The 25,250-nt window shown below is 75.2% G+C and carries 23 protein-coding genes and 1 riboswitch; of the genes, 5 read left to right on the top strand and 18 right to left on the bottom strand.

All coding sequences use genetic code 11. The features are described 5' to 3' along the window. Positions 1–6 precede the first annotated feature (6 nt). A riboswitch (FMN riboswitch) is annotated at positions 7–137 on the bottom strand. 69 nt (positions 138–206) lie between these two features. Genes LG324_RS11075 through LG324_RS11065 form a run of 3 tightly spaced genes read right to left on the bottom strand, consistent with a single transcriptional unit; the run spans position 207 to position 3,015 of the window. Next, entirely contained in the window at positions 207–818 is a 612-nt protein-coding gene (locus tag LG324_RS11075; protein ID WP_404347854.1) for a pentapeptide repeat-containing protein, read from the bottom strand. Positions 819–820: 2 nt separating this feature from the next. Continuing rightward, a complete protein-coding gene (rpe, locus tag LG324_RS11070) occupies positions 821–1,477 on the bottom strand; it encodes a ribulose-phosphate 3-epimerase (protein WP_404347852.1) in 657 nt (218 codons plus the stop codon). A gap of 47 nt (positions 1,478–1,524) precedes the next feature. Beyond that, the gene (locus LG324_RS11065; protein WP_404347849.1) at positions 1,525–3,015 is read right to left on the bottom strand and encodes an RsmB/NOP family class I SAM-dependent RNA methyltransferase; all 1,491 of its coding nucleotides are present in this window, start codon (positions 3,013–3,015) and stop codon (positions 1,525–1,527) included. Positions 3,016–3,086: 71 nt separating this feature from the next. Between LG324_RS11065 and LG324_RS11060 the strand changes: the two genes are divergently transcribed. Beyond that, on the top strand, positions 3,087–3,893 hold the full coding sequence (locus tag LG324_RS11060) for a DinB family protein (protein ID WP_404347847.1): 807 nt from the start codon (positions 3,087–3,089) through the stop codon (positions 3,891–3,893). Further along, positions 3,890–4,576 (top strand): hypothetical protein, encoded by a 687-nt coding sequence (locus LG324_RS11055; RefSeq protein ID WP_404347845.1) that lies wholly within the window; start codon positions 3,890–3,892, stop codon positions 4,574–4,576. Before LG324_RS11060 ends, LG324_RS11055 begins: the two co-directional genes overlap by 4 nt. A gap of 14 nt (positions 4,577–4,590) precedes the next feature. Here the strand turns inward: LG324_RS11055 and fmt are convergent, their stop codons facing one another. From fmt to metK, 3 genes are all read right to left on the bottom strand, one after another. Then, positions 4,591–5,526, bottom strand: coding sequence for a methionyl-tRNA formyltransferase (gene fmt, locus LG324_RS11050; RefSeq protein ID WP_030528297.1), 936 nt, complete (start codon positions 5,524–5,526; stop codon positions 4,591–4,593). Between the two features lie 34 nt (positions 5,527–5,560). Beyond that, on the bottom strand, positions 5,561–7,612 hold the full coding sequence (locus tag LG324_RS11045) for a primosome assembly protein PriA (RefSeq protein WP_404347842.1): 2,052 nt from the start codon (positions 7,610–7,612) through the stop codon (positions 5,561–5,563). A 70-nt stretch (positions 7,613–7,682) separates the two neighbouring features. Then, positions 7,683–8,903 carry a methionine adenosyltransferase gene (metK, locus tag LG324_RS11040; protein ID WP_404347840.1) on the bottom strand — a complete coding sequence of 407 codons (1,221 nt, stop codon included), beginning with the start codon at positions 8,901–8,903 and terminating at the stop codon, positions 7,683–7,685. Between the two features lie 128 nt (positions 8,904–9,031). Between metK and LG324_RS11035 the strand changes: the two genes are divergently transcribed. Then, positions 9,032–10,501: a hypothetical protein gene (locus LG324_RS11035; protein ID WP_404347837.1), complete on the top strand. Its 1,470-nt coding sequence runs from the start codon at positions 9,032–9,034 to the stop codon at positions 10,499–10,501. Then, complete coding sequence (locus LG324_RS11030; RefSeq protein ID WP_404347835.1) at positions 10,498–11,709, top strand: DivIVA domain-containing protein; 1,212 nt, start codon at positions 10,498–10,500, stop codon at positions 11,707–11,709. Before LG324_RS11035 ends, LG324_RS11030 begins: the two co-directional genes overlap by 4 nt. A 49-nt stretch (positions 11,710–11,758) precedes the next feature. Here the strand turns inward: LG324_RS11030 and coaBC are convergent, their stop codons facing one another. The 12 genes from coaBC to pyrR all read right to left on the bottom strand — a co-directional run bounded on the left by coaBC (position 11,759) and on the right by pyrR (position 24,305). Then, entirely contained in the window at positions 11,759–13,027 is a 1,269-nt protein-coding gene (coaBC, locus tag LG324_RS11025) for a bifunctional phosphopantothenoylcysteine decarboxylase/phosphopantothenate--cysteine ligase CoaBC (protein WP_404347832.1), read from the bottom strand. 5 nt (positions 13,028–13,032) lie between these two features. Next, positions 13,033–13,308, bottom strand: coding sequence for a DNA-directed RNA polymerase subunit omega (rpoZ, locus tag LG324_RS11020; RefSeq protein ID WP_030528291.1), 276 nt, complete (start codon positions 13,306–13,308; stop codon positions 13,033–13,035). A gap of 3 nt (positions 13,309–13,311) precedes the next feature. Next, the gene (gmk, locus tag LG324_RS11015; RefSeq protein ID WP_030528290.1) at positions 13,312–13,893 is read right to left on the bottom strand and encodes a guanylate kinase; all 582 of its coding nucleotides are present in this window, start codon (positions 13,891–13,893) and stop codon (positions 13,312–13,314) included. Beyond that, entirely contained in the window at positions 13,890–14,207 is a 318-nt protein-coding gene (gene mihF / locus LG324_RS11010; RefSeq protein ID WP_030528289.1) for an integration host factor, actinobacterial type, read from the bottom strand. The genes gmk and mihF overlap by 4 nt, the downstream gene beginning before the upstream one ends. Before the next feature lie 91 nt (positions 14,208–14,298). Next, on the bottom strand, positions 14,299–15,126 hold the full coding sequence (gene pyrF, locus LG324_RS11005) for an orotidine-5'-phosphate decarboxylase (protein WP_245616139.1): 828 nt from the start codon (positions 15,124–15,126) through the stop codon (positions 14,299–14,301). A gap of 35 nt (positions 15,127–15,161) precedes the next feature. Then, positions 15,162–16,112: a dihydroorotate dehydrogenase gene (locus LG324_RS11000; RefSeq protein ID WP_404347829.1), complete on the bottom strand. Its 951-nt coding sequence runs from the start codon at positions 16,110–16,112 to the stop codon at positions 15,162–15,164. 8 nt (positions 16,113–16,120) lie between these two features. After that, positions 16,121–16,999 carry a dihydroorotate dehydrogenase electron transfer subunit gene (locus LG324_RS10995; RefSeq protein WP_030528286.1) on the bottom strand — a complete coding sequence of 293 codons (879 nt, stop codon included), beginning with the start codon at positions 16,997–16,999 and terminating at the stop codon, positions 16,121–16,123. Next, positions 16,996–20,307: a carbamoyl-phosphate synthase large subunit gene (carB, locus tag LG324_RS10990; protein ID WP_404347827.1), complete on the bottom strand. Its 3,312-nt coding sequence runs from the start codon at positions 20,305–20,307 to the stop codon at positions 16,996–16,998. The genes LG324_RS10995 and carB overlap by 4 nt, the downstream gene beginning before the upstream one ends. Continuing rightward, entirely contained in the window at positions 20,307–21,455 is a 1,149-nt protein-coding gene (carA, locus tag LG324_RS10985) for a glutamine-hydrolyzing carbamoyl-phosphate synthase small subunit (protein WP_404347824.1), read from the bottom strand. Before carA ends, carB begins: the two co-directional genes overlap by 1 nt. Next, positions 21,449–22,756 carry a dihydroorotase gene (locus tag LG324_RS10980; RefSeq protein ID WP_404347822.1) on the bottom strand — a complete coding sequence of 436 codons (1,308 nt, stop codon included), beginning with the start codon at positions 22,754–22,756 and terminating at the stop codon, positions 21,449–21,451. The genes carA and LG324_RS10980 overlap by 7 nt, the downstream gene beginning before the upstream one ends. Continuing rightward, entirely contained in the window at positions 22,753–23,697 is a 945-nt protein-coding gene (locus LG324_RS10975) for an aspartate carbamoyltransferase catalytic subunit (RefSeq protein WP_030528282.1), read from the bottom strand. The genes LG324_RS10980 and LG324_RS10975 overlap by 4 nt, the downstream gene beginning before the upstream one ends. Next, positions 23,694–24,305, bottom strand: coding sequence for a bifunctional pyr operon transcriptional regulator/uracil phosphoribosyltransferase PyrR (pyrR, locus tag LG324_RS10970; RefSeq protein WP_051750499.1), 612 nt, complete (start codon positions 24,303–24,305; stop codon positions 23,694–23,696). The genes LG324_RS10975 and pyrR overlap by 4 nt, the downstream gene beginning before the upstream one ends. Before the next feature lie 157 nt (positions 24,306–24,462). Between pyrR and LG324_RS10965 the strand changes: the two genes are divergently transcribed. Further along, a complete protein-coding gene (locus tag LG324_RS10965; protein ID WP_404347818.1) occupies positions 24,463–25,218 on the top strand; it encodes a metallophosphoesterase family protein in 756 nt (251 codons plus the stop codon). Positions 25,219–25,250: the final 32 nt, after the last annotated feature.

Raw genomic sequence — 25,250 nt, 5'->3', positions numbered from 1 at the left:
CCGTCGACACGTGCTGCCTCCCATCCGGACTCTCACCGTCGGTCGCGGAGTTTCACCGCGTCAACCGGCCGCTGGCTGCGGTCGGGTCGTGGACTGTCACCACCGGTTCGGAATTGCACCGACCCCGGAGCACGTATGCGGCCATTATGCGCCCTCGCCCCGTCGGCCGCCAGGAGGTCCGGTGTGACGTCCCGCGCACGGACGGGTCAGCCCTCGACGACCAGCCCCAGCGCGCGGAGGATGCCGCCGGCCGCGACCGCGTCGACGCGCAGGCCGCGGACCCGGTTCTCGGTCGGGTCGACCACGTAGCCGCAGGCCCCGACGAGGTCGGCCTCCCGCAGGTCGGTTCCGGCGAAGGTCGCGCCGGCGAGGTCGGACCCGGTGAAGGTCGCGCGGCGCAGGTCGGCACCGGCGAGGTCGACCTCCCGCATCGAGCAGTCCACGAACCGCGACCCCGCGGCGGCGGCGTCACGGAACGAGCCGAGGTCGAGCCGGCACCGCTCGAGGTCCCACGGCCGCGTCGAGAGCGGTGCGGGCGCCGCCCGGGCCCAGACGACGCCGAGGGCCTTGCACTCGACGAACCGGCAGTCGGTGAAGCGCGAGCCGTCGAGGACGGCCATCGAGAGGTCGCACCCGGTGAACGTGCAGTCGGTGAAGGTGCAGTCCCGCAGGACGGCCCGCTCGAGCACCGCCCCGGTCAGGCGGCAGCCCTCGAGCTCGGCGCCGGCCAGCACCTCGCCGGGAGCGAGCCCCTCGGTCAGGTCGAGGTCGGCAGCGAAGCCGTCCTCCTGCGCGAGGCGCCCGGCGAGGGAGGGCACGCTCAGTGCCGGTGCTTCTCGGCCAGGCAACGCAGCTCGGCGACGGCGTCGGCGGCGGAGTCCTTGCCGTAGACGGCCGACCCGGCGACGAACACGTCGGCCCCGGCCTCGGCGCACTGCTCGATCGTGCTCGCGGACACGCCGCCGTCGACCTGCACCCAGATCTCGCCACCGCGCCGGCGCACCGCCTCGCGGACCTGGCGGACCTTGGGCATCTGGTCGGCCATGAAGGACTGGCCGCCGAACCCGGGCTCGACGGTCATGACGAGGACCATGTCGACCTCGGCGAGCAGGTCCTCGTAGGGGGCGAAGTCGGTGCCCGGCTTGACCGCGAAGGCGGCCCGGGCGCCGGCGGCGCGGATGGCGCGGGCCGTGGCGACGGGGTCGGTGGCTGCCTCGACGTGGAAGGTCACCGACTGCGCCCCGGCCTCGGCGTACCCCGGCGCCCAGCGGTCGGGGTCCTCGATCATCAGGTGGCAGTCGAGCGGGACCGGCGAGACCTTGAGCAGCGCCTCGACGACCGGCGGGCCGAGGGTGAGGTTGGGGACGAAGTGGTTGTCCATGACGTCGACGTGCGCCCAGTCGGCCGTGGCGATCGCCTCGAGCTCGGACTGGAGGTTGGCGAAGTCGGCCGAGAGGATCGAGGGCGAGATCTGCACGCCCGCCACCCTAGCGAGGTCGTCCGGCGGTCCGGGCGCAGCCGGGCTCAGGCCTCCGGCCGCTTGCGCAGGAGGGCGAGGAACATCGCGTCGGTCCCGTGCACGTGCGGCCACAGCTGCACGTACGGGCCGTCGCCGAGCTCGGCCAGCTGCTCGCCGGCGGCGTCGCGCACGAACGGGCGGGCGTCGAGGACCTCGACGTCGTCGCGCTTCTTGAGCACGTCGCCGACGACGAACCGTGTCTCGGCCACGTGCGGGCTGCACGTCGCGTAGGCGACGACCCCGCCGGGCGCGACGGCGTCGAGCGCGGACGCGAGGAGCGAGCGCTGCAGCGGTCCGAGGGAGGCGAGGTCGGCCGGCGTGCGCCTCCAGCGCGCCTCGGCCCGGCGGCGCAGCGCACCGAGCCCGGTGCACGGCGCGTCGACGAGCACCTTCGCGTAGGAGGCGGGTTCGTCCTCGCCGATCTCGCGGCCGTCGGCGGTGCGGACCTCGACGGAGCGTCCGGCGTCCTCGGCACGCTGGGCGAGGGCGGCGAGGCTCGAGCGCACGAGGTCGGCCCGGTGCTCGCTGACCTCGACGGCCGTGAGGTCCGCGCCTTGCTGTAGCGCCAGGGCCCCGAGCACGCCGGCCTTGCCACCGGGGCCGGCGCACAGGTCGAGCCAGCGGGCCGGGGCGTCGTCGGGCACGTCGACCGCGGCCAGCGCGAGCGCGAGGTGCTGCGACCCCTCGTCCTGCACCGCGGCCCGACCGTCGCGCACCGCGGCGATGCGGCCCGGGTCCCCGCCGTGGAGCACCGCGCCGATGGGCGAGCCAGGGCTGGCCTCGGCGTCGGCGTCCTCGAGCAGCTCCTCGACGGTCGCGAGCCCGGGGCGCGCGAGGAGGTGCACGACCGGCGGGACGTTGTCGGCGGCGAGGAGGGCGTCGAGCTCGGCGTCGACCGTCTCGGGCGTCGCGCGACCGTGCCCGAGGAGGGCGGCGCGCAGGGCCTTGACGACCCACTCGGGGTGCGAGTGGCGCACCGCGAGCGCGGCGCTCCCGCCGTCGCGCGGGGCGACCTCCTCGACCCACTCCTCGAGCGGGCGCTCCCCCACCCGGCGCAGGACCGCGTTGACGAGGCCGCCTGCCCCCTGGCTCGCGACGCTGCGGGCGAGCCCGACGGTCTGGTCGGCTGCGGCGTGCGGCGCGACGCGCATCCCGAGCATCTGATGCACGCCGAGGCGCAGGACGTCGAGGACCGCCGGGTCGAGCCGCTCCACCGGGCGACCGGCGGCCACCTCGATCACCTTGTCGTACAGGCCCTGCCAGCGCAGCGTCCCGAACGCCAGCTCGGTCGTGAAGGCGGCGTCGCGCCCCTCGAGCCGGCGACGGCGGAGGATCTGCGGCAGCTCGAGGTTGGCGTAGGCGCCGTCGGCGACCGCCCGCAGGAGGGTGTAGGCGGCGAAGCGGGTGGGCTCGGCGGCGCGGGTGCGCTGCGCGGGGGCGGTCCGGGAGCGCTGCCGCGGCCCGCGGCCGTGGGGGCGGGTGGGTCGGTCGGGCACCGCAGCAGGCTACCGGCGGCCGGTCGGGACAGCGGACGCCCCTCGTCCGCATCCACCCCTAGCGTGGGCCCATGGACACCGTGGACCACGAGGGCCTCGACCTCTCCGGGACGAGCGCGCGGCGCGTCGACCTGAGCGGCACCACCGCCGAGCAGGTCCGCCTGCGAGGGGCGCGGCTGCGCTCCGCCGACCTCTCCGGGATGCTCCTGCGCGACGTCCTGCTCGCCGACGTGCGGGTCCGGGGCGCGTACGTCGAGGGCCTGGAGGTGAGCGGCGAGATCGGCCGGCTCGTCGTCAACGGCGTCGACGTCGCCCCGCTCGTCGTCGCCGAGCTCGACCGGACCGCACGGGGGCACGCCGACATCCGGCCGACGGACGCCGACGGCTTCCGGCACGCGTGGGACGTCCTCGAGGACCTGTGGGCCGGGACGGTCGAGCGGGCCCGCCGTCTCGACCCCGCCCTCCTGCACGAGCGCGTCGACGGCGAGTGGTCGTTCGTCGACACGCTGCGCCATCTCGCGTTCGCGACGGAGTGCTGGCTGCTGCGCGCTGTCCAGGGCGACCCGGCGCCCTGGGACCCGCTCTCCCTGCCCTGGGAGGAGGCTCCGGACACCGACGCGTTCACCGCCGACCGGGACGCCCGGCCCGACCTCGAGGTGGCGCTCGCGCTGCGCCGTGACCGTGCCGACCGGGTCCGGGCGCACCTCGCCACACTCGGCGACGACGACCTCGCCCGCGACACGGTGCCTGTCGACGCGCCGGGCTGGCCCGAGCCGGAGGCCTTCCCGGTGCGCGAGTGCCTGCTGACCATCCTCACCGAGGAGTGGTGGCACCGGCGCTACGCCGAGCGCGACCTTGCGGCACTGGAGGCCCGATGACCACCGGGACCACCGACCCGGCGGTCGCGGCCTGGCGCGAGGCGCACGAGCGCGTCTGCGCCCTCGTGCTCGCGGCCGGCGACGACCGGATGGAGGTCCGCGTCCCCGCCACGCCCGCCTGGAGCGCCCGCGACCTGCTCTCGCACATGGTCGGCCTCGGCGCCGACGTGCTCGACGGCAACGAGCCGGACGACCACGGCGAGGAGTGGACGGCCGCCCAGGTGGAGGCGCGCCGGGGCCGCGACGTCGGCACACTCGTCGACGAGTGGCGTTCCCTCGCACCGGGCCTCGTGCAGTGGATGACGGCCCACGGCACGCGGCCGCTCGGTGACGTCGTCATCCACGAGCAGGACCTGCGCGGTGCGCTCGGCGAGCCGGGCGGCCGCTCGGGCGCAGGCGTCGAGATCGTCCTCGACCGGATGCTCGGCCGCGTCGCGCAGGCCGGCGACGGCCTGCCCCCGCTCGGGCTCGACGACGGCACCCGCGTCCGCGTCACGTCCGGGCGACCGGAGGACGCCGCGGTCCTCCTGCGCGCCGACACCGTCGACTTCCTCCGGGCCGTCACCGCGCGCCGGACGGCCGACGAGGTGCGGGCCCTCGTCGTCCGGGGCGACGTCGCCCCCTGGCTGCCCGCCCTCGCCGGGCTCGGGCCGCTGCCGGAGCAGCCCCTCCCCGGCGGCTGAGGCCGCCCGGGCCGTCAGCCCAGCCGCTCCCCCGGCGCGATCCGCACGCCGCGGGCCCAGTCGGCGGCGGCCATCGCGCGCTTGCCCTGGGGACGCACCTCGCCGAGCACGACCGGGCCGGAGGCGGTGCCCACGAGGAGGGCGCGCTTGGTGGCGTGCAGCTCGCCGGCCGCGAGCGCCGGGAGGTCCGGCGGCAGGTCGGCGGTGGCGAACGGGCCGATGCCGAGCCGCTCGTCCCGGAAGGTGCTCCAGGCGCCGGGGTTGGGCGTGGCGCCGCGCACCTGGCGGTCGACGAGGTGGGCGGGGAGCGACCAGCGCACCTCGCACTCGGCCACGGTGAGCTTGGGGGCGTGGCTGACGCCGTCGTCGGGCTGGGGCACGCCGCGCAGCGAGCCGTCCTCCAGGCCGTCCATCGTCGCGACGAGCAGCCCGGCGCCGATGCCGGCGAGCCGCTCGAGGAGCGTCCCCGCGGTGTCGGTGGGGCGCACCGGCTCCGTCACCGTCCCCAGCACCGGCCCGGTGTCGAGGCCCTCCTCGATGACGAACGTGCTGGCGCCGGTCACCTCGTCCCCGGCCATGACGGCGCGCTGCACCGGCGCGGCGCCACGCCACGCTGGCAGCAGCGAGAAGTGGAGGTTGACCCAGCCGTGCCGTGGTACGTCGAGCGCGGGCCGGGGCAGGAGCGCGCCGTAGGCCACGACCGGGCAGCAGTCGGGGGCGATCTCGCGCAGCCGGTCGAGGAAGTCGGGGTCTCCGGGGCGCGCCGGGGTCAGCACCTCGAGGCCGTGCTCGAGCGCGACCTCCTTGACCGGTGACGGGTGCAGCGTCCGGCCCCGGCCCGCGCGGGCGTCCGGGCGGGTCACGACGGCGGCCACCTCGTGGCGCGAGGCGAGCAGCGCCCGCAGCGACGGGACGGCGGTGTCGGGGGTTCCGGCGAGGACGAGGCGCACCCGGCGAGTCTAGGAGGGCCGGTGGCGCCGCCGGTCAGCCGGCGGGGTCGCGCGGGTCGACCCGCACGGTGACCGGGTCGGGGTCCTTGCGGGCCGACGCCTTCGCCCGGAGGGCGGAGAGCTCGCTCGTCAGCTCCGGACCGGCACCGGTCGGCACGGTGACGAGGGTGCGCCAGCGCTGTTCGCCGTGCGGCAGCGGACCCAGCACGGTGCCTCCCTCCGGCAGCGTGAGCTCGTCGAGGGCGGCGGCCACGGCGGCCCGGGAGCCGGTCAGGGCCGCGACGCGCGCCGTGGGGGGCAGCGACAGCTCGCGCCGCTCGGCGAGCTCGCGCTCGGCGAACCACGCGGGGTCCCACCGCACGAGGGCCTCGACGGCCGGGACGGTGACGTGGAGCGGCGCGCCGGCGAGCACGACGCGGCCACCGGCCGCAGCCGGACGCACGAGCGCGGCGGCGGAGCACCACCGGCGCAGCGCCTCCTCGCCGGCGTCGAGCGTGGGCCGGTCGAGCAGGGCCCACGCGTCGAGGAGGAGGGCAGCGGCGTACCCGCCCTCGGCCACCGGCTCCGCGCCGGGCGTCGCGACGACGAGGCGCGGGGTGCCCTCGACCGCGTCGAGCACCGTGCCCGCACCCGAGCGCTCCACGGGGACGCCGGGGAAGGCGCGCCCGAGCTCCTCGGCGGTCCGCCGGGCACCGACGACCGACGAGCGCAGCCGGGTGCCGGAGCAGCTGGGGCAGGAGAAGGCGGTCTCGACGCGACCGCACCAGCGACACGCCGGCGGACGCTGCGGGCCGGTGAGCCCGAGCGGGCCCGAGCACACCCGGCAGCGGGCAGGGCGACGACAGTCCTGGCACGAGAGCGAGGGCAGGTAGCCGCGCCGTGGCACCTGGACGAGCACCGGCCCCGCCGCGAGCGCCTCCTTCGCGGCCCGCCAGGCGACGCTCGGCAGGTGCGCCGCCGCCACCGCGGGGTCCCGCTCGACGTCGGCGCCCTCCCCGGCGACCCGGACGGCGGGCACGGCATCGCGGACGGCCCGCCGCGGGGCCTCGACGACCGAGAGACGCCCGGACGCGACGAGGTCGGCGACGGCCGCGGAGCGCACGTGGCCGGCGGCGAGCACGGCCGTGCCCTCGCGCGCGGCCCGGGCGAGCAGCACCTCACGGACGTGCGGGTAGGGGGCCCGTGGCTCGTCGAGCAGGTCGTCGCCGTCGTCCCACCAGACGACGAGCCCGAGGTCGGCGACCGGGGCGAAGGCCGCCGCGCGGGTGCCGACGACGACCGGCACGTGGCCGCGCAGCGCCTTGAGGAAGGCGGTGTAGCGGGCCTGCGGGCCCTGGTCGGCGGTCAGGCGGGTGTGCCGGCCCGGACCGAGCGCCGCGACGAGCGCGGCCTCCGTCCGCACGACGTCACGGTGGTCCGGCACGACGACGACCGCCCCGCGCCCGCCCTCGACCGTGGCCCGCACCGCCTCGGCGAGCAGGGCCGGCCAGGCCCGCGACGGGTCGGTGGCCGGCAGGGCGAGGACCGCGGCGCCGGGGTCGCCCCCGGAGCGCAGCCGGGCGAGGAACGCCTCCCCCGCCGCGTACGGCGCCCAGGCCCCGGACGGGGCGTCCGGCAGCGGCGGTTGCTCGGGGGCGTCGGCGGCGAGCGCCTGCTCGGCGCGAGCGTGCCGCGGGGGCACCGCGAGGCGCAGGACGTCGCCGAGGGTGCCGGCGTACCGGCGGGCCACGGTGCGCGCCGCGTCGAGGACGGCCGGGGTGAGGACTGGTTCGGGCGAGACGAGCCTCCGCAGGGGGCTGAGCCGCCCGGTGTGCTCGGCCTCGTCCCGACGCTCGAGAACCCAGCCGTCGAGGTCCTGCCCGGCGAAGCGGACCTTGACCCGCGCCCCGGGGATCGCGCCCTGCGCCATCGACGCGGGGACGACGTACTCGAACGGCCGGTCGAGGTGGGCCAGGCCGGTGTCGACCTGGACGAGCGCGACGGGACGCTCGTCGGCCGGAGGGTCCTCGCCCCGCAGGCGCGGGCGGGCGGGCCGGGCACCGGCGAGGAGGGCCAGCTGCTCCCCCGCCTCGTCCGTCCCGCTCACGGCCCCGAACCTAGCGGAGCCCGCCGACCCCCTCGGGGGCGGCGGGCTCCGGCTGTGGACGAGCGGCCGGTCAGCCGGCCACCGCGCGCTGCAGCGCCTCGACGCGGTCGGTGCGCTCCCAGGTGAAGGCGTTCTCGACGCCCTCGACCGCGGTGCGCCCGAAGTGGCCGTAGGCGGCGGTCGGCTTGTAGATGGGACGGAGCAGGTCGAGGTTCTCGAGGATCGCGAGCGGGCGCAGGTCGAAGACGCGGCGGATCGCGTCCTGGATCTTCTCGACCGGGGCGGTCTCGGTGCCGAAGGTCTCGACGTAGAGGCCGACCGGCTGCGCGACGCCGATGGCGTAGGCGACCTGGACCTCGCAGCGGCGGGCCAGGCCCGCGGCGACGACGTTCTTCGCGACCCAGCGGGTGGCGTACGCCGCCGAGCGGTCGACCTTCGACGGGTCCTTGCCCGAGAACGCGCCGCCGCCGTGGCGGGCCATCCCGCCGTAGGTGTCGACGATGATCTTGCGGCCGGTCAGGCCCGCGTCACCCATCGGACCACCGATGACGAACTTGCCGGTGGGGTTGATGTAGGTGCGGTAGGAGTCGGTGCGCAGGTCCGTGCCGCCGTCGGCGAGCTCGGCGAGGACCGGCTCGATGACGTGGGTGCGGATGTCGGGCTGCAGCAGGCCCTCGAGGCTGACGTCCTCGGCGTGCTGGGTCGAGAGCACGACGGCGTCGAGCGAAACGGCGGTGTCGCCGTCGTAGGCGATGGTGACCTGGGTCTTGCCGTCGGGGCGGAGGTACGACAGCTCGCCGTCCTTGCGGACCGCCGTGAGGCGCTCGGAGAGCCGGTGCGCGAGGTAGATCGGCAGCGGCATGAGCTCGGGGGTGTCGTCGCACGCGTAGCCGAACATCAGGCCCTGGTCGCCGGCGCCCTGCTTGTCCTTGGGGTCGACGCCGCCGCTGCGGTTCTCGAAGGCGGTGTCGACGCCCTGGGCGATGTCGGGGCTCTGCTGGCCGATCGAGACCTCTACGCCGCACGACGCGCCGTCGAAGCCCTTCGTCGAGCTGTCGTAGCCGATGCCGAGCACCGTCTCGCGCACGATCCGCGGGATCTCGACGTACGCCTCGGTCGTCACCTCGCCAGCGACGTGGACCAGGCCGGTCGTCACCATCGTCTCGACGGCGACCCGGCTGTGCGGGTCCTGCTCGAGCATCGCGTCGAGGATGCTGTCGGAGATCTGGTCGCAGATCTTGTCCGGGTGACCCTCGGTGACCGACTCGGACGTGAACAGACGTGCGGACACGCGGCAACTCCTTCGATGGACGGGCGCCCCCGGACCTGAGCGGGCACGCCCGGCCCAAGATACCGGTCCGTGGAACACGACAGCCGCCCGGTCCGTCCCCCCCGGCCGCACGTGAAATCATGGCGCGCGTGTCCGAGGGGATCCACGACGAGCCGGTGCGCGCCGGGAACGACCCCGCCGCGCCCGCGGGGCCGGTCGACGAGGCGCTCTCGCTCCTCACGCGCGCCCAGGAGCTGGCCGACCAGCTGCGCGAGGACGCGGGCCGCGAGCTGAGCGAGGCGCGGGCCGAGGCCGCCCGGGTGCGCGCCGAGAGCGACCGCGCCGCGCACGAGCTCGCCGAGCTGACCGCCCGGCTGGAGGACGCCCGCGCCGAGTCCGACCAGCGCCTGGCCGACACCCGCGCCGAGGTCGAGATCCTCCTCGCCGACGCCTCCGACCAGGCCGCCCTGCTGCGCGAGCGGGCGACGAAGGTGAGCGACGAGGCCATCGGTCTCGCCGAGGAGCAGTCCGCCACGCTCGTGCGCGACGCCGAGGAGCGCGCGGCCGCGGTGCTGGAGCGCGCCCGGGCCGAGCACGACACGACGATGGCACGCCTCGCCGACGACGAGCGGGCCCACCAGGAGCGGTGGCAGGACGAGCACGCCCGGCACGCGGCCGAGCTCGAGGCCCTGAGCACCACGACCCACGGCGAGCTGGCCGCCCTGCGCGAGGCGGCGGAGTCGTTCGCGGTCCGTCACCGCGAGGAGGCCGAGACCGAGGTCGCCCGGCGCATCGCGGAGCTGACGACCCGCGAGCGCGGCGCCCGGGTCGAGGCCGAGCTGCTCGTCGAGGACGCGCAGCGGGAGGCCACCCGGCTGGCCGCCGCCGCGGAGGCCGAGGCGGCCTCCGTCGTCGAGGCGGCCGAGCGCCACCTCGCGTGGGCCCAGGGCACCGTGCGCGAGGTCCTGGCGCGGACGGAGGAGGAGCGCGAGCGGCGCACCCGCGAGCACCACGCCGAGATCGTCGAGCGCACCCGCACGCACCGGCAGCGTGTCCAGACCCTGCTCGGCAGCGCGGGGGCGAAGAGCCGCGACCGGCTGGCCGAGGCCGACGCCGCGGCCCGTCGGATGCGCGAGCAGGCCGAGAGCGTGCTCGCCGAGGCGCGCGCCGACGCGGAGCGGACCCGGGAGGCCGCGGCGCGCGAGTCCGAGCGCATCCTCGAGGAGGCGCGCCGGCGCGAGGCGGAGGCCACGCTCCGCGCCGAGCGCCGGGTCGCCGACGCCGAGGAGGGCGCCCGCCGCGTCCGGCACGAGGTCGCCGCCGACGTCGAGCGCATGCAGCGCGAGGCGCACGAGTCGCACCGCGCCGCCCGCGCCGAGATCACCCGGCTCTCGGACGACGCCCGTGCCCGCGCCGACCTGGTCCGCGCCGAGGCGCACGCCGCCGTCGAACGGGCCCGCGCCGAGGTGCATACACTCGCCGCGCGACGTGACGCCATCACCACCCAGCTGAGTCGGCTCACGGGTGTCATCGAGGCGCTGGACGTGCACGACGACGCACCCCCGACCACCGACGCACCCACCCCCGAGGCCCCCACCCCCGACGAGGAGTCCGCATGACCCACCCCGAGTTCCCCACCGTCTTCCGCGGCTACGACCCGGTGCAGGTCGACGCCCACCTCGCGGCCCTGCACCAGGCCGTCGACACGGCGCGCCAGGAGTCGGAGTCGGCCCGGCAGGAGGCCGCGGAGACGTCGGTGCAGCTGACCAAGGCACGCCAGGACCACGAGGCGACGGCGGCGCAGCTCGAGGAGCACCGCTCACGGCTCGCCTCGCTCGAGGAGGACGCGCGCAAGGCCTCCAGCCCGACCTTCGCCGACCTCGGCGAGCGCATCGGGACGATGCTCGGGCTCGCCGACGAGGAGGCCGGGGCCATCCGCGCGGCCGCCGCCGCCGACGCCGACGAGGCCCGGCGCGTGGCGACCGAGGAGTCCGCGCTGGCACGGGCCGAGGCCGACCGCTACGCCGAGGAGGTCCGCGGGCGCGCCGACGCCGCCGCGGCCCAGGTGGTGGCGCAGGCGAAGGCCGAGGCCGACGCGATCGTCGACGACGCGGCCCGCGAGGCCGCCGCCCGGCGCGAGGAGGCCGAGGCCTACTACGAGCAGCAGCGGGCCCGCACCGCGCAGCAGGCCGCGGACTTCGAGACGACGCTCGGCGAGCGTCGCGAGGCCGCCGCGGCCGAGTTCAACGCGCAGATCGCCGCACAGGACGACGCCCTGGCCGCCGTGCAGGAGCGCGCCGACCTCCTCGCCCGCGAGGCCGAGGAGGACCACGCCGCCAAGACCGGCGAGGCCGCCCGGGTCCTCGAGGCCGCGCGCGCCGAGGCCGCCGGCCTCGTCCGCACCGCCAAGGAGCAGGCCGACCGCGTCCGCCGCGACTCCGAGCGCGAGCTGGCCGCCGCGACCGCGCGCCGCGACAGCATCACGGCCCAGCTCTCCAACGTCCGCAACATGCTCGCGACGCTGGGCGGCCCGGCGGCCGTCGGGGCGGTCGAGGAGCCCGCGCCCGCACCCGCCGCGGAGCCGGAGCGCGAGGAGGTCGCGGTCGAGGAGGTCCACGCGACCGAGGCCGACGCGCAGCCCGTCGAGCAGCAGGAGTCGGACGAGGTGCAGCCCGTCGAGGCGCACGACACCGAGACCGGGACCGACGACATCGAGGAGACCGAGCCCGAGGTCGACGAGGAGGTCGAGGCGGAGGACACCGCCGAGGCCGACGCGCAGCCCACGGCGAAGGCTCCCCGCGGCAAGAAGGCCGGCGCCCGCCGCTGACCCGCCCCGTTCGACCCAAGCCGGTGCCGCGGGGCTGGTGACCGACCGGTCAGAGGATGTCGGTGACGACGTCCCAGACGGCCTGCGCGACAGCGGTCTTCGTGACCGGACCGACGTCGAGGACGGCGTCGCTCCCCCGGCGCAGGACGTGCACGGTGTTGTCGTCCTTGCCGAACGTCACGTCGGCGCCGACCTCGTTGACGACGAGGACGTCGCAGCCCTTGCGGGCGAGCTTGGCGCGCCCGTGCTCGAGCACCGAGGCGCTCTCGTCGCCGGTCTCGGCGGCGAACCCGACGACGACCGGCGCAGCCGCCCCGCCGCGCGCGGCGACGAGGCCGGCGAGGATGTCGGGGTTGCGCACCAGGGTGACGACCGGCGCGGACTCGTCCGCGCTCCCGTCGGCACCGGGCTCGTGCGTCTTCTTGATCTTGTGGTCGGCGTAGCTCGACGGCCGGAAGTCGGCGACGGCCGCGGCCATGACGACGACGTCCGCCTCGGCCGCCTCGGCGCGGACGGCTGCCTCCATCTCGAGCGCCGTCTCGACGCGGACGACCCGCACCCCGGCGGGCGCCTCGAGCGAGGCGGCGGAGACGAGGACGACCTCGGCGCCGCGCCCGGCCGCGACGGCGGCGAGGGCGTAGCCCTGCTTGCCGGACGACCGGTTGCCGAGGTAGCGGACGGGGTCGAGCGGCTCGCGGGTACCGCCGGCGGTGACGACGACGCGCCGGCCCGCGAGGTCACCCCGGGGAGCCCGAGCGGCCGCCGCACCGGACGGCGCCGCTCCCCCGGCGCCTCGCGCGAGCTCGCGCACGCAGACCTCGAAGAGCTGCTCCGGCTCCGGCAGGCGTCCCGGGCCCGTGTCGCGGCCGGTCAGGCGCCCCGAGGCCGGCGGCACGACGTGGACGCCGCGCTCGGTGAGGGTGGCGATGTTCGCCTGCGTCGCCGGGTGCTCGTACATCTCGGTGTGCATGGCCGGGGCCATGACGACCGGGCACCGCGCGGTGAGCAGGACGTTGGTCAGCAGGTCGTCCGCCTGCCCGCTGGCCGCCCGCGCGAGCAGGTCGGCCGTGGCCGGCGCGACGACGACGAGGTCGGCCTCCTGGCCGATCCGCACGTGCGGGACCTCGGTGATGTCGGACCACACGTCCGTGTGGACCGGCTTGCCCGACAGCGCCGCCCACGTCGCCTCACCGACGAAGTGGAGGGCGGAGGCGGTGGGGACGACGGTGACGTCGTGGCCGGCCTCGGAGAGCAGGCGCAGGAGCGAGCACGCCTTGTAGGCGGCGATGCCCCCGGCGACCCCGAGGACGACCTTCACGGGCGTCAGCCCTCGGAGGGCTCGTTGGTGGGCTCGGAGGTGAGCAGGCCCTCGTTGATCTCGCGCAGGGCGATGGAGAGCGGCTTCTCGTGGACCTCGGAGTCGACGAGCGGGCCGACGTACTCGAGGAGGCCCTCCTGGAGCTGGGCGTAGTAGGCGTTGATCTGCCGGGCCCGCTTCGCGGAGTAGAGGACGAGGGCGTACTTGGAGTCGGCCTGCTCGAGGAGCTCGTCGATCGGCGGGTTGGTGATGCCGATGGGGTTCGCCGTGGTTCCGGACACGCGTCAGTCTCGTTTCGTTGCGGGGACAGGGGTTCGCGTCCATGATACGAGGTCCTCGGCCGCGCGCCGAACGTCGTCGTTGACGACGGTGACGTCGAACTCCTCGGCGGCCGCGAGCTCGATGCGCGCGGTGTCGAGGCGGGCCGCCCGCTCCTCCTCGTCCTCGGTGCCCCGGCCCACGAGCCGGCGGACCAGCTCGTCCCAGCTCGGGGGCGCGAGGAAGACGAAGAACGCGTCGGGCATGGACTCGCGCACCTGGCGGGCGCCCTGGAGGTCGATCTCGAGCAGGGCCGGACGACCGGTCGCGAGGACCTCCTCGACCGGTCCGCGCGGTGTGCCGTACTTGGCCCGGCCGTGGACGACGGCCCACTCGAGGAGCTCGCCCTGCTCGACCATCCGGTCGAACTGCTCGTCGGAGACGAAGTGGTAGTGCACGCCCTCGACCTCCCCGGGTCGCGGCCGTCGGGTCGTCGCCGACACCGACAGCCACACCTCGGGGTGGTGCTCACGGACGTACGCCGCGAGGGTCCCCTTGCCGACCGCGGTGGGACCGGCGAGGACCGTGAGGCGGGAGGGGGTCGTCACTGCCGCCCGAAGCGCTGCAGCAGCGCCGCGACCTGGTTCTGGCCCAGGCCACGGACGCGTCGGCTCTCGCTGATGCCGACCTCCTCCATGATCTGGCGGGCTCGCACCCGGCCGACGCCCGGCATCGACTCGAGGAGGGCAGAGACGCGCATCTTGCCGATGACGTCGTTCACCTTCCCGTCCTCGATGACGCCTCCGAGGGAGGCACCGCCGTGCTTGAGGCGGTTCTTCACCTCGGCACGTTCACGTCGTGAGGCGGCGGCCTTCTCGAGCGCGGCCGCGCGCTGTTCCTGGGTGAGCGGGGGGAGAGCCACGGAATCGGATCCTTGCTGTCACTGCGAGTGCTGGCTGCTCAACACCCGGCTGTACCCGACCGACTCTACCGGTCGCGGGAGCGCTCCCGAGTCAGGGCCGCGCCGCCTCGACGACGGCCACCAGCTCGGCCGCGGAACGGCGGGCCGCGGCACGCAGCGAGGTGGTGTCGGGACCCGCGCCGAGCACCTCGCGGGAGCTGTTGCCGAGCACCTGGGGCAGGGCGTCGCCGAAGGTCGCGCGCAGCCCCTCGGGGGTCCCGCCCTGGGCGCCCAGGCCCGGGGCGAGCAGCGGCGCGGCCGACCCGGCGAGGTCGAGGCCGAGGGTGTGGGCGGCGTCGCCGACCGTCGCGCCGACGACGAGCCCGACGCTCCCGAGACCTCCGGCGGAGCGCGCGTCGGCGTTGTCGGCGGCGGCTCCCTCGACGACCGACGCGGCGACGGTGCGCCCGTCGACGGCCGCGTGCTGGACGGACGGACCCTCCGGGTTGGAGGTGAGCGCGAGGACGAACACGCCGCGCCCCGTGGCGGCGGCGAGGTCGAGCGCGGGCCGCAGCGAGCCGTAGCCGAGGAAGGGGCTGACGGTCACCGCGTCGGCACGCACCGGCGAGTCGTCGGAGAGGTAGGCCTGCGCGTAGCCGCCCATCGTCGTGCCGATGTCGCCGCGCTTGGCGTCCAGCAGCGACAGCGTGCCGGCCTCGCGCAGGGCCTCGAGGGTCCGCTCGAGGACGGCGACGCCGCGCGACCCGAACCGCTCGAAGAACGCGGACTGCGGCTTGACGCACGCGACCTGGCCCCCGAAGGCCTCGACGCAGGTCATCGCGAAGCGCTCGAGGCCGTCGACCGTGTCCGGCAGGCCCCAGGCCTCGAGGAGGGCGGCGTGCGGGTCGATGCCGGGGCAGAACGGGCCGTGCTCGTCCATCGCGGTGCGCAGCCGCGTGCCGAAGGGAACCTGGCTCACAGGGCGGCCATCCTCTCGTGGGCGACGCCGACGGCGTCGGCGAAGCGGGTGAAGCCGTGCCGCGCGAGGTGCTCCTCGAGCTCGGTGAGCACGCGGCGCGGCGCGGACGGGTCGTTGAACGTGGCGGTGCCGACCTGCACCGCCGAGGCGCCGGCGGCGACGAGCTCGAGCGCGTCCGCCCCGGTGCGCACTCCCCCGACCCCGATGACCGGTGCTGTCGGGATGGTGCCCGCGCGCATCGCGGCGGTGACCTGCCACACGGCGCGGACGGCGACCGGGCGCACGGCCGGGCCGGAGAGCCCGCCGGTGACGCCGGCGAGCTGCGGGCGCAGCAGGTCGGTGTCGATGACGATGCCGAGCAGGGTGTTGATCATCGTCAGGCCGTCGGCGCCGGCGCGCAGCACCGCGTCGGCGATCGCGACGATGTCGGTGACGTCGGGGGTGAGCTTGGCGAACACCGGCACCCCCTCGGGCACGCGGGTGCGGACGATCTGGACGACGCGCTCGGACGAGACCGGGTCGCAGGCGAAGACGAGCCCGCGGTTGGCGACGTTGGGGCAGGAGATGTTCGCCTCGACGCCGACGACGCACGGCCACGCGGGCGAGGCGACGAGGCGCTGGATGACCTCGCCGAACTCCTCGGCGGTGTTGCCCGCGACCGAGACGAGCACCCGGGCACCCTGTGCGGCGAGCCACGGCAGGTCCTGCTCGCAGAAGGCGTCGATGCCCGGCCCCTGGAGGCCGATCGAGTTGAGCATCCCGGACGAGGTCTCGGCCATCCGCGGCGTCGGCCGGCCGGAGCGCGGGTCGCGCATCACGGTCTTGGTGACGAACGCGCCGAGGTCGGAGACCGGGAAGAAGCGGTGCAGCTCCTTGCCGTTGGCGGCGCAGCCGGACGCGGTCATCACCGGGTTGGGCAGCGTGGCGCCGGCGAGCGTCGTGCTCATGTCGACCATCAGTGACCCCCCGGCCTCGGGGCGCCCACCGCGTCCTCGGGCACGCGGGTGATGCCCCCGCCGATGGCGTCCCAGCGCACGAGGTCGCCGCGGAAGACCGGACCCTCGACGCAGGAGCGGACCATCCGGGTCGTGCCGTCGGTGCCGCGGACCGGCATGACGCACGTCATGCAGACGCCGATGCCGCAGGCCATCGACTCCTCGACGGCCACCTGCGCGACGGCCCCGTGGGCCTGTGCGACCTCGGTGACCGAGCGGAGCATCCCCATCGGGCCGCAGGCGTAGACGACGCCGGCCCCGGTGCGGTCGACCACCTCGCCGAGGACGTCGGAGACCCAGCCCCTGCGCCCGGCCGATCCGTCGTCGGTGGTGACGGTGACGCCGTCGGCGCTGCGCCGCGCCTCGACGACGCCGAAGAGCCGGTCCTCGGACGCCGCGCCGAGCACCATCTCGACGTGGCAGCCGCGCTCGCGCAGGGCCTCGGCGAGCCAGAACAGCGGCGCGGAGCCGTAGCCGCCGCCGACGAGGACGCAGGGCACCGGCTCGGCCGGCAGCGGGAAGGGCCGGCCGAGGGGCGCGACGACGTCGACGGCGTCGTGCGTCGACAGGCCGGTCAGCCACTGCGTGCCCGGGCCGTGCGCGGCGACGACGACGTCGAGGGTGCCGCCGTAGGTGCCCGACGCCTTGACCTTGTGCAGCGAGAAGCAGCGGCGCAGGAGGTTGGCCGACGTCGGGCCGCCGACCGCGAGCGCGACGAACTGGCCGGGCCGGGCGAGCTCGGCGACGCCCGGCGCGACGATCGTCAGGTGGTGGTAGGCCCCGACCCGCCGGTTGGCGACGACCTCGCCGGCGACCTGGACGACCCCGCTCCCGCTCACGCCTGCGCCCCGATGCCGAACAGGTCGAGGGCCGCCGTGTGCTCCTGCAGCGACATGACGTCGAGGTCGTCACGCTGCACGGCCTCGATGGCGAGGACGGCCGCCGACAGCTGCTGCACGGTGGTGACGATCGGCTTGTCCATCGCGGCCGTCGCGGCCCGGATGGCGTAGCCGTCGGCGCGCGTCGTGGCGCTCGGTCCGCTCGGGCTGTTGACGACCATGTCGATCTCGCCCGCGTTGATGAGGTCGACCACCGACTGCTCGTGCTCGCCGCGCTCGGCGTGCTTGCGCACCACGTCGGCCTCGATCCCGTTGCGGTGCAGCACCTCTGCTGTGCCCGAGGTCGACAGGATGCGGAAGCCGAGGTCGACCAGCCGCTTGACCGGGAAGATGATCGCGCGCTTGTCGCGGTTGGCCACGGACACGAACACCGTTCCGCTCGTGGGCAACCCGCTGAGCGCGCCGAGCTGGCTCTTGGCGAACGCCCGGCCGAAGTCGCGGTCGATGCCCATGACCTCGCCGGTCGAGCGCATCTCCGGGCCGAGCAGGCTGTCGACGACCAGGCCCTCGGCGGTCCGGAACCGCTTGAAGGGCAGGACGGCCTCCTTGACCGACACCGGCGCGCTGGCCGGCATCCGGCCGCCGTCGACGTGGCGGGGCAGGACGCCCTCCTCACGCAGCTGCGCGATCGAGGCGCCGAGCATGATCCGGGCCGCCGCGTTGGCGAGGGCCACACCGGTCGCCTTGGCGACGAACGGCACCGTGCGCGACGCCCGCGGGTTGGCCTCGAGGACGTAGAGGATGTCCTGGGCGAGCGCGAACTGGACGTTCATGAGGCCGCGCACGCCGATGCCCTGCGCCAGCTTGAGGGTCGACTCGCGCACCCGCTCGAGCTCGGTCGCGCCGAGGGTGACCGGCGGCAGCGCGCACGAGGAGTCGCCGGAGTGGATGCCGGCCTCCTCGACGTGCTCCATGATCCCGCCGAGGTACATCTCCTCACCGTCGTAGAGGACGTCGACGTCGATCTCGATCGCGTCGTCGAGGAAGCGGTCGACGAGCACCGGGTGCTCCGGGCTCGCGACGGTCGCGCGCTCGACGTAGCCCGAGAGCGTCTCGTCGTCGTAGACGATCTCCATCCCGCGGCCGCCGAGGACGTACGACGGGCGCACGAGCACCGGGTAGCCGATCTCGCGGGCGATCTCGACGGCCTCGGCCGCGCTGTACGCCGTGCCGTGCTTCGGGGCGGGCAGGTCGGCCTCGTGGAGGACGCGGCCGAACGCCCCGCGGTCCTCGGCGAGGTCGATGGCCTCGGGCGAGGTGCCGACGATCGGCACGCCCGCCTCCTTGAGCGCCTTGGCCAGGCCGAGCGGGGTCTGCCCGCCGAGCTGGACGACGACGCCGGCGACGGGGCCGGCCTGCTGCTCGGCGTGGACGACCTCGAGGACGTCCTCGAGGGTCAGCGGCTCGAAGTAGAGGCGGCTGCTCGTGTCGTAGTCGGTCGAGACCGTCTCGGGGTTGCAGTTGACCATCACGGTGTCGTAGCCGGCGTCGCGCAGGGCGAAGCTCGCGTGGACGCAGGAGTAGTCGAACTCGACACCCTGCCCGATCCGGTTCGGGCCCGAACCGAGGATGAGCACGGCGGGCCGCTCGCGCGGCGTCACCTCGGTCTCCTCGTCGTAGGCGCTGTAGTGGTACGGCGTCCGGGCGGCGAACTCGGCCGCGCAGGTGTCGACCGTCTTGTAGACCGGGCGCACCCCGAGCGCGTGGCGGACGCCGCGGACGACGGCCTCGGGCATCCGGCGCAGCGACGCGAGCTGGGTGTCGCTGAAGCCGTGGCGCTTCGCGAGGCGCAGCAGCTCGGGGGTCAGCTCCTCGGCGGTCGCGACGTGCTCGGCGACCTCGTTGACGAGCTCGATCTGGTCGAGGAACCACGGGTCGATGCCGGTCGCGTCGTGGACCTCCTCGACCGACAGGCCGCCGCGCAGCGCCTGCTGCACCTGGACGAGGCGGCCGTCGGTGGGCCGGCGCGCCGAGTCGAGCAGCGCGCGGGCCGCCTCGGTCGTCGGCCGCGGGCCGTCCCAGTGGAAGCTGCTGCCGGCCTTCTCGAGCGAGCGCAGCGCCTTCTGGAGCGCCTCGGTGAAGGAGCGGCCGATGGCCATCGCCTCGCCGACCGACTTCATCGTCGTGGTCAGCGTGTCGTCGGCCGCGGGGAACTTCTCGAACGCGAAGCGCGGGCACTTGACGACGACGTAGTCGAGCGTCGGCTCGAAGGAGGCCGGGGTCTCCTGCGTGATGTCGTTGGGCACCTCGTCGAGCGTGTACCCGATGGCCATCCGCGCCGCGATCTTCGCGATCGGGAAGCCGGTGGCCTTGGACGCCAGCGCCGAGGAGCGCGAGACGCGCGGGTTCATCTCGATGACGATGATCCGGCCGTCCTCGGGGTTGACCGCGAACTGGATGTTGCAGCCGCCGGTGTCGACGCCGACCTCGCGGATGACGGCGATGCTGATGTCGCGCAGCCGCTGGTACTCGCGGTCGGTGAGGGTGAGGGCCGGTGCGACGGTGATCGAGTCGCCGGTGTGCACGCCCATCGGGTCGAGGTTCTCGATGGAGCAGACGACGACGACGTTGTCGGCCGTGTCGCGCATCAGCTCGAGCTCGTACTCCTTCCAGCCGAGGATCGACTCCTCGAGGAGCACCTCGGTGACCGGGCTGTACTGCAGGCCCGCGCCGCCGATGCGCCGCAGCTCCTCCGGGGTGTGCGCGAAGCCGGACCCGAGGCCGCCCATCGTGAAGGACGGGCGGACGACGACCGGGTAGCCGAGGTCGTCGGCGGCGGCCATGAGGTCGTCCATCGTGTGGCAGATGGCAGAGCGGGCCGACTCGGCGCCGCAGCGGTCGACCACGCCCTTGAACTTCTCGCGGTCCTCGCCGAGCTGGATGGCCTCGACGTTGGCGCCGATGAGCGGGCAGCCGTAGCGCTCGAGGACGCCACGCTCGTGCAGCTCCATCGCGCAGTTGAGCGCGGTCTGGCCGCCGAGGGTCGCGAGGACGGCGTCCGGCCGCTCCCTGGCGATGATCTTCTCGACGATCTCGGGGGTGATCGGCTCGATGTAGGTGGCGTCCGCGAACTCCGGGTCGGTCATGATCGTCGCCGGGTTGGAGTTGACGAGGACGACGCGGATGCCCTCCTCGCGCAGCACCCGGCAGGCCTGGGTGCCGGAGTAGTCGAACTCGCACGCCTGCCCGATGACGATCGGGCCGGAGCCGATGACGAGGACGGACTTGATGTCGTCGCGCTTCGGCATCAGGCGCGCACCTCCTGGGTGGTGGTCATGAGATCGCAGAAGCGGTCGAAGAGGTAGGCGGCGTCGTGCGGGCCGGCCGCGGCCTCCGGGTGGTACTGGACGGAGAAGGCGACGAGCCGCCCGTCCCGCCGGACCTCGAGGCCCTCGACGACGTCGTCGTTGAGGCAGACGTGGCTGACGCTCGCCTCGCCGAAGTCGGTGCTCGTCGAGCCCTCGAGCGGGGCGTCGACGGCGAACCCGTGGTTGTGGGCGGTGACCTCGACCTTGCCGGTCGTGCGGTCCATGACCGGCTGGTTGATGCCGCGGTGGCCGTACTTGAGCTTGTACGTGCCGAACCCGAGCGCCTTGCCGAGGATCTGGTTGCCGAAGCAGATGCCGAAGTACGGGATGCCCTCGCGCATCACGCCCCGGAGCAGCTCGGCCTGGACGTCGGCCGTCGCCGGGTCGCCGGGGCCGTTGGAGAAGAACACGCCGTCGGGGCCGGCCGCGCGGACCTCCTCGAGGGTCGCGGTGGCCGGCAGGACGTGCACCTCGATGCCGCGCTCGGCCATCATCCGCGGGGTGTTGGACTTGATGCCGAGGTCGACGGCGGCGACGGTGAACCGCTTCTCCCCCACCGGCGGCACGACGTAGGCCTCCTTCGTGGCGACCTCGGCGGCGAGCGAGGCGCCGGTCATCGGCGGCGCCTCGGTGACCCGCTGCAGGAGCTCCGGGCGCGGGCGCGCGGCGAGCTCGCCGGAGAAGATGCCGACCCGCATCGCGCCGCGCTCGCGCAGGTGGCGGGTCAGGGCCCGGGTGTCGACGTCGCAGATGCCGACGACGCCCTGCGCGTCGAGCTCGTCCTCGAGGGTGCGGCGGCTGCGCCAGCTCGAGGGGCGCAGCGCGGGGTCGCGCACGACGTAGCCCGCGACCCAGATGCGGCCCGACTCGTCGTCCTCGTCGTTCCAGCCGGTGTTGCCGACGTGCGGCGCCGTCATGACGACGACCTGGCGGTGGTAGCTCGGGTCGGTGAGCGTCTCCTGGTAGCCGGTCATGCCGGTCGAGAAGACGGCCTCGCCGACGGTCTCGCCGCGGCGGCCGTAGGCGGAGCCGGTGAAGGTGCGCCCGTCCTCGAGGACGAGGACGGCGGGTTCGCGGGTGGTCAGCACGGTGCGGGCTCTCCTTCCCGCGCGGTGACGGCACCGCGCAGGATCGTCGTGTGCACGGCCCCGGTGAGGGTGCGCCCGTGCCACGGGGTGTTGCGGGACAGGGAGTGGGAGGCGTCACGGTCGACGGTGACCGCTGCCGTGGGGTCGACGAGCACGAGGTTGGCCGGCTCGCCGGGGGCGACGGGACGACCGTGGTCGGCGAGGCGGGCGATGCCCGCCGGCGCCGTCGAGAGGACACGGGCGAGGTCGGCCATCGACATCCGGCCGGTGGTGACGAGGAGGTCGTGGACGACCGAGAACGCGGTCTCGAGGCCGAGCATCCCGAACGCGGCGTCGACGAACGCGTGCTCCTTGTCGTGCCGCGCGTGCGGGGCGTGGTCGGTGGCGACGGCGTCGATCGTGCCGTCGGCGAGGCCCTCGCACAGCGCCTCCTGGTCCTCGGTGGGACGCAGCGGCGGGTTGACCTTGTAGACCGGGTCGTAGCCGGTCAGCAGGTCGGTGCCGAGCGCGAGGTGGTGCGGCGCCACCTCGGCGGTCATCCGGATGCCGCGCTCCTTCGCCCAGCGCACGACGTCCAGGCCCTCGGCGGTGCTCACGTGCGCGACGTGGACCCGCCCGCCGGTGTGCCGGGCGAGCATCGCGTCGCGGGCGATGATGCTCGCCTCCGCGACCGGCGGCCACCCCGGCAGGCCGAGGCGCCCGGACAGCTCGCCCTCGTGGCAGCAGGCCTGCGGGCCGGCGAGCGAGGGGTCCTGGCTGTGCTGGCTGACGACCCCGTCGAAGGGCCGCAGGTACTCCAGCGCGCGGCGCATGACGCGGGGGTCGGCCACGCAGCGCCCGTCGTCGGAGAAGACGGTGACCCGGGCACGGCTGCGGTGCATGAGCCCGAGCTCGGCGAGCTCGGCGCCCTCGAGGCCCTTGGTCACGGCGCCGACCGGGACGACGTCGACGAGCCCGCAGTCGCGCCCGAGGCGCTGGACGTGCTCGGCCGCCTCGGCGGTGTCGGTGACCGGGGTCGTGTTGGCCATCGCGAGGACCGCCGTGTAGCCGCCGACCGCGGCGGCGCGCGAGCCGGACACGACGGTCTCGGCGTCCTCGCGGCCGGGCTGGCGCAGGTGGGTGTGCAGGTCGACGAAGCCGGGCAGGAGGGTGAGGCCGTCGGCGTCGTGGCGGGTCAGGCCCTCGGTGTCCTCGACGCGGCCGACCTCGGTGACCGTCCCCTCGCGGACGGCGACGTCGCCGGTCCGCGGCGTGCCGTCGGCGTCGTGCCAGGTGACCCCGGTGATGAGCAGGTCGCTCACGCGGCCACCTCCTCGCCGGCCAGCAGGTGGTAGAGCACGGCCATCCGCACCGCCACCCCCGCCGACACCTGGTCGAGGACGAGGCTGCGGGCCCCGTCGGCGGCGTCGGCGCTGATCTCGAGGCCGCGGTTCATCGGGCCCGGGTGGCAGATGACCGCCTCGGGGTTGGCGTCGGTCAGGGCGCGCAGCCGGTCGCGGGTCAGGCCGAAGCCCACGGTGTACTCCCTCGGGGTGGGGAAGAAGCCGCCGCTCATCCGCTCGCGCTGGACGCGGAGCATCATCACCGCGTCGGGACCGTCGGCGAGCACGGCGTCGAGGTCGTCGGTGAGGTGCAGGCCGTCGCGCTCGGCCCAGGGCCGGATGCCGCTCGGCATGAGCGTCGGCGGGGCGACGAGCGTGACCTCGGCGCCGAGGCGGCGCAGCGTGATGGCGTTGGAGCGGAAGACCCGGCTGTGCGTGAGGTCGCCGACGATCGCGACCCGGCGCCCCTCGAGGCTGCCGAGGCGCTGCTCCATCGTGTAGGCGTCGAGCAGGGCCTGGGTCGGGTGCTCGTGGGTGCCGTCGCCGGCGTTGACGACGCTCGCGTCGACCCACTGCGCCACCTGGTGCGCGGCGCCGCTGGCCATGTGGCGGATGACGACGCAGTCGACGCTCATCGCGTCGATCGTCATCACGGTGTCGCGCAGGGACTCGCCCTTGCTCGTCGAGGAGCCCTTGCCGGTGATGTTGATCGTGTCGGCGCTCATCCACTTGCCCGCGATCTCGAAGCTGCTGCGGGTGCGGGTGGAGTCCTCGAAGAAGAGGTTGATGATCGTGCGGCCGCGCAGGGTCGGCAGCTTCTTGACGTCCCGCCGCTGCACGTCGTGCATCTCGGCGGCGGTGGCCAGGAGCATCCGCACGTCGTCGCGGGTCAGGTCCGCGCTGGAGAGCAGGTGCCTCATCGCGCACCTCCCGGGGTCGAGGGGCGACCGGCGCGCGTCTCGCCGGAGGCGATGGTCACCGAGTCGCCGGCGTCGTCGACCCCGGTGAGCCGCACCATGACCCGCTCGCTGTGGGCCGTCGGCAGGTTCTTGCCGACGTGGTCGGCCCGGATCGGCAGCTCACGGTGGCCGCGGTCGACGAGCACGGCGAGGCGCACGGCCCGCGGGCGGCCGAGGTCGGCGAGGGCGTCGAGCGCCGCGCGGATCGTCCGGCCCGAGTAGAGGACGTCGTCGACGAGGACGACGACACGGTCGTCGACGCCGCCCGGCGGGATGCGCGTCGGCATCGGCGCCCGGGTCGGCTGGTGGCGCAGGTCGTCGCGGAACATCGTGATGTCGAGCGCCCCGACCGGGACCTCGACGCCCTCGACCTCCTGGAGGAGGGCCGCGAGGCGCCGCGACAGCTCGACCCCGCGGGTCGGGATGCCGAGCAGCACGAGGTCGTCGGCGCCCTTGTTGCGCTCGACGATCTCGTGGGCGATGCGGCGGAGGGCTCTCGCGACGTCCGGCTCGCTCATCACGGTGCGGGGGGCACCGGGAGCGGCGGCATCGTCTGCGGTGGGCAGCATGTCGTCAGCGCGCACAGGCGCGGACCTCCTTCCCTGCCTCACGGGACAGGTCGTTAAAGGACGTCGAGCGGTCTTGCGGTGGCCACTCTAGCGGCCGACGGCGGACGGGTCGCACTCCGGCCCGCCCCGTGGACGCCGCCGCGCCTAGGGTCGGTGGATGGTCGTCGCCGTCCGCTCCGTCGCCCTGCTGTCCGACACGCACGGGGTCCTCCCGGTGCTCGAGGCCGTCCTCGCCGAGCCCGACGTCCGCGCCGCCGACCTCGTCGTCGTGACGGGCGACCTCGTGTCGGGGCCGATGCCCGTCGAGACGCTCGACGCCCTCACCGCGCTCGGTGACCGGGGCCTGCTCGTCCGGGGCAACGCCGACCGCGAGGTCGTCGAGGTCGCGCGCGGTGGCCGCTGCGAGCACCCCGAGTCGGTGTTCGCGGCGGAGGTGCTGCGGCCCGACCAGGTGGAGCTGCTCGCCGGGCTCCCCCACCCCGCGGTCCGGTCGGTCGAGGGGTTCGGCGACGTGCTCTTCTGCCACGGCAGCCCCCGCGACGACGACGAGGTCGTCCTCGTCGACACGCGGCTCGGGCGGTGGGCCGAGGCGTTCGCGGACGTGCCCGAGGCGGTGCGGACCGTCTGCTGCGGGCACACGCACATGCCGTTCGTCCGGCTCGTCGACCGCCGGCTCGTCGTCAACCCCGGCAGCATCGGGATGCCCTACGGGCGGGTCGGCGGGGCGTGGGCCCTGCTGACCGGCGGTCAGGTCTCGCTGCGGCACACCGAGATCGACGTCGACGCCGTGTGCGAGCGCATCGTCGCCGAGTCCGCCTACCCCGACGCGCGGGCGTGGGTCGACGAGTACGTGCGGGGCGAGCACTCCGACGCGGTGGCCCTGACGGTCTTCGGGCCGCGCGACGGCCGCTGACCCGACGGTCGCGGCGGGTGCCGCGGGTGCGG

It is taken from the genome of Phycicoccus jejuensis (assembly GCF_044797865.1).
Classification (GTDB): Bacteria; Actinomycetota; Actinomycetes; order Actinomycetales; family Dermatophilaceae; genus Phycicoccus; species Phycicoccus jejuensis.
The sequence above is the reverse complement of the archived record's forward strand: the minus strand, read 5'-3'. Positions and strand labels throughout refer to the sequence as shown.

What these genes read in the sequence shown, in the direction of transcription:
- LG324_RS10965 (WP_404347818.1), top strand. Translation starts at nt 24,463, where the DNA reads ATGGTCGTCGCCGTCCGCTCCGTCGCCCTGCTGTCCGACACGCACGGG.
- LG324_RS10975 (WP_030528282.1), bottom strand. Translation starts at nt 23,697, where the DNA reads ATGAGGCACCTGCTCTCCAGCGCGGACCTGACCCGCGACGACGTGCGG.
- LG324_RS11055 (WP_404347845.1), top strand. Translation starts at nt 3,890, where the DNA reads ATGACCACCGGGACCACCGACCCGGCGGTCGCGGCCTGGCGCGAGGCG.
- carB (WP_404347827.1), bottom strand. Translation starts at nt 20,307, where the DNA reads ATGCCGAAGCGCGACGACATCAAGTCCGTCCTCGTCATCGGCTCCGGC.
- pyrF (WP_245616139.1), bottom strand. Translation starts at nt 15,126, where the DNA reads ATGGACGAGCACGGCCCGTTCTGCCCCGGCATCGACCCGCACGCCGCC.
- LG324_RS11000 (WP_404347829.1), bottom strand. Translation starts at nt 16,112, where the DNA reads ATGAGCACGACGCTCGCCGGCGCCACGCTGCCCAACCCGGTGATGACC.
- LG324_RS11060 (WP_404347847.1), top strand. Translation starts at nt 3,087, where the DNA reads ATGGACACCGTGGACCACGAGGGCCTCGACCTCTCCGGGACGAGCGCG.
- pyrR (WP_051750499.1), bottom strand. Translation starts at nt 24,305, where the DNA reads ATGCTGCCCACCGCAGACGATGCCGCCGCTCCCGGTGCCCCCCGCACC.
- LG324_RS11030 (WP_404347835.1), top strand. Translation starts at nt 10,498, where the DNA reads ATGACCCACCCCGAGTTCCCCACCGTCTTCCGCGGCTACGACCCGGTG.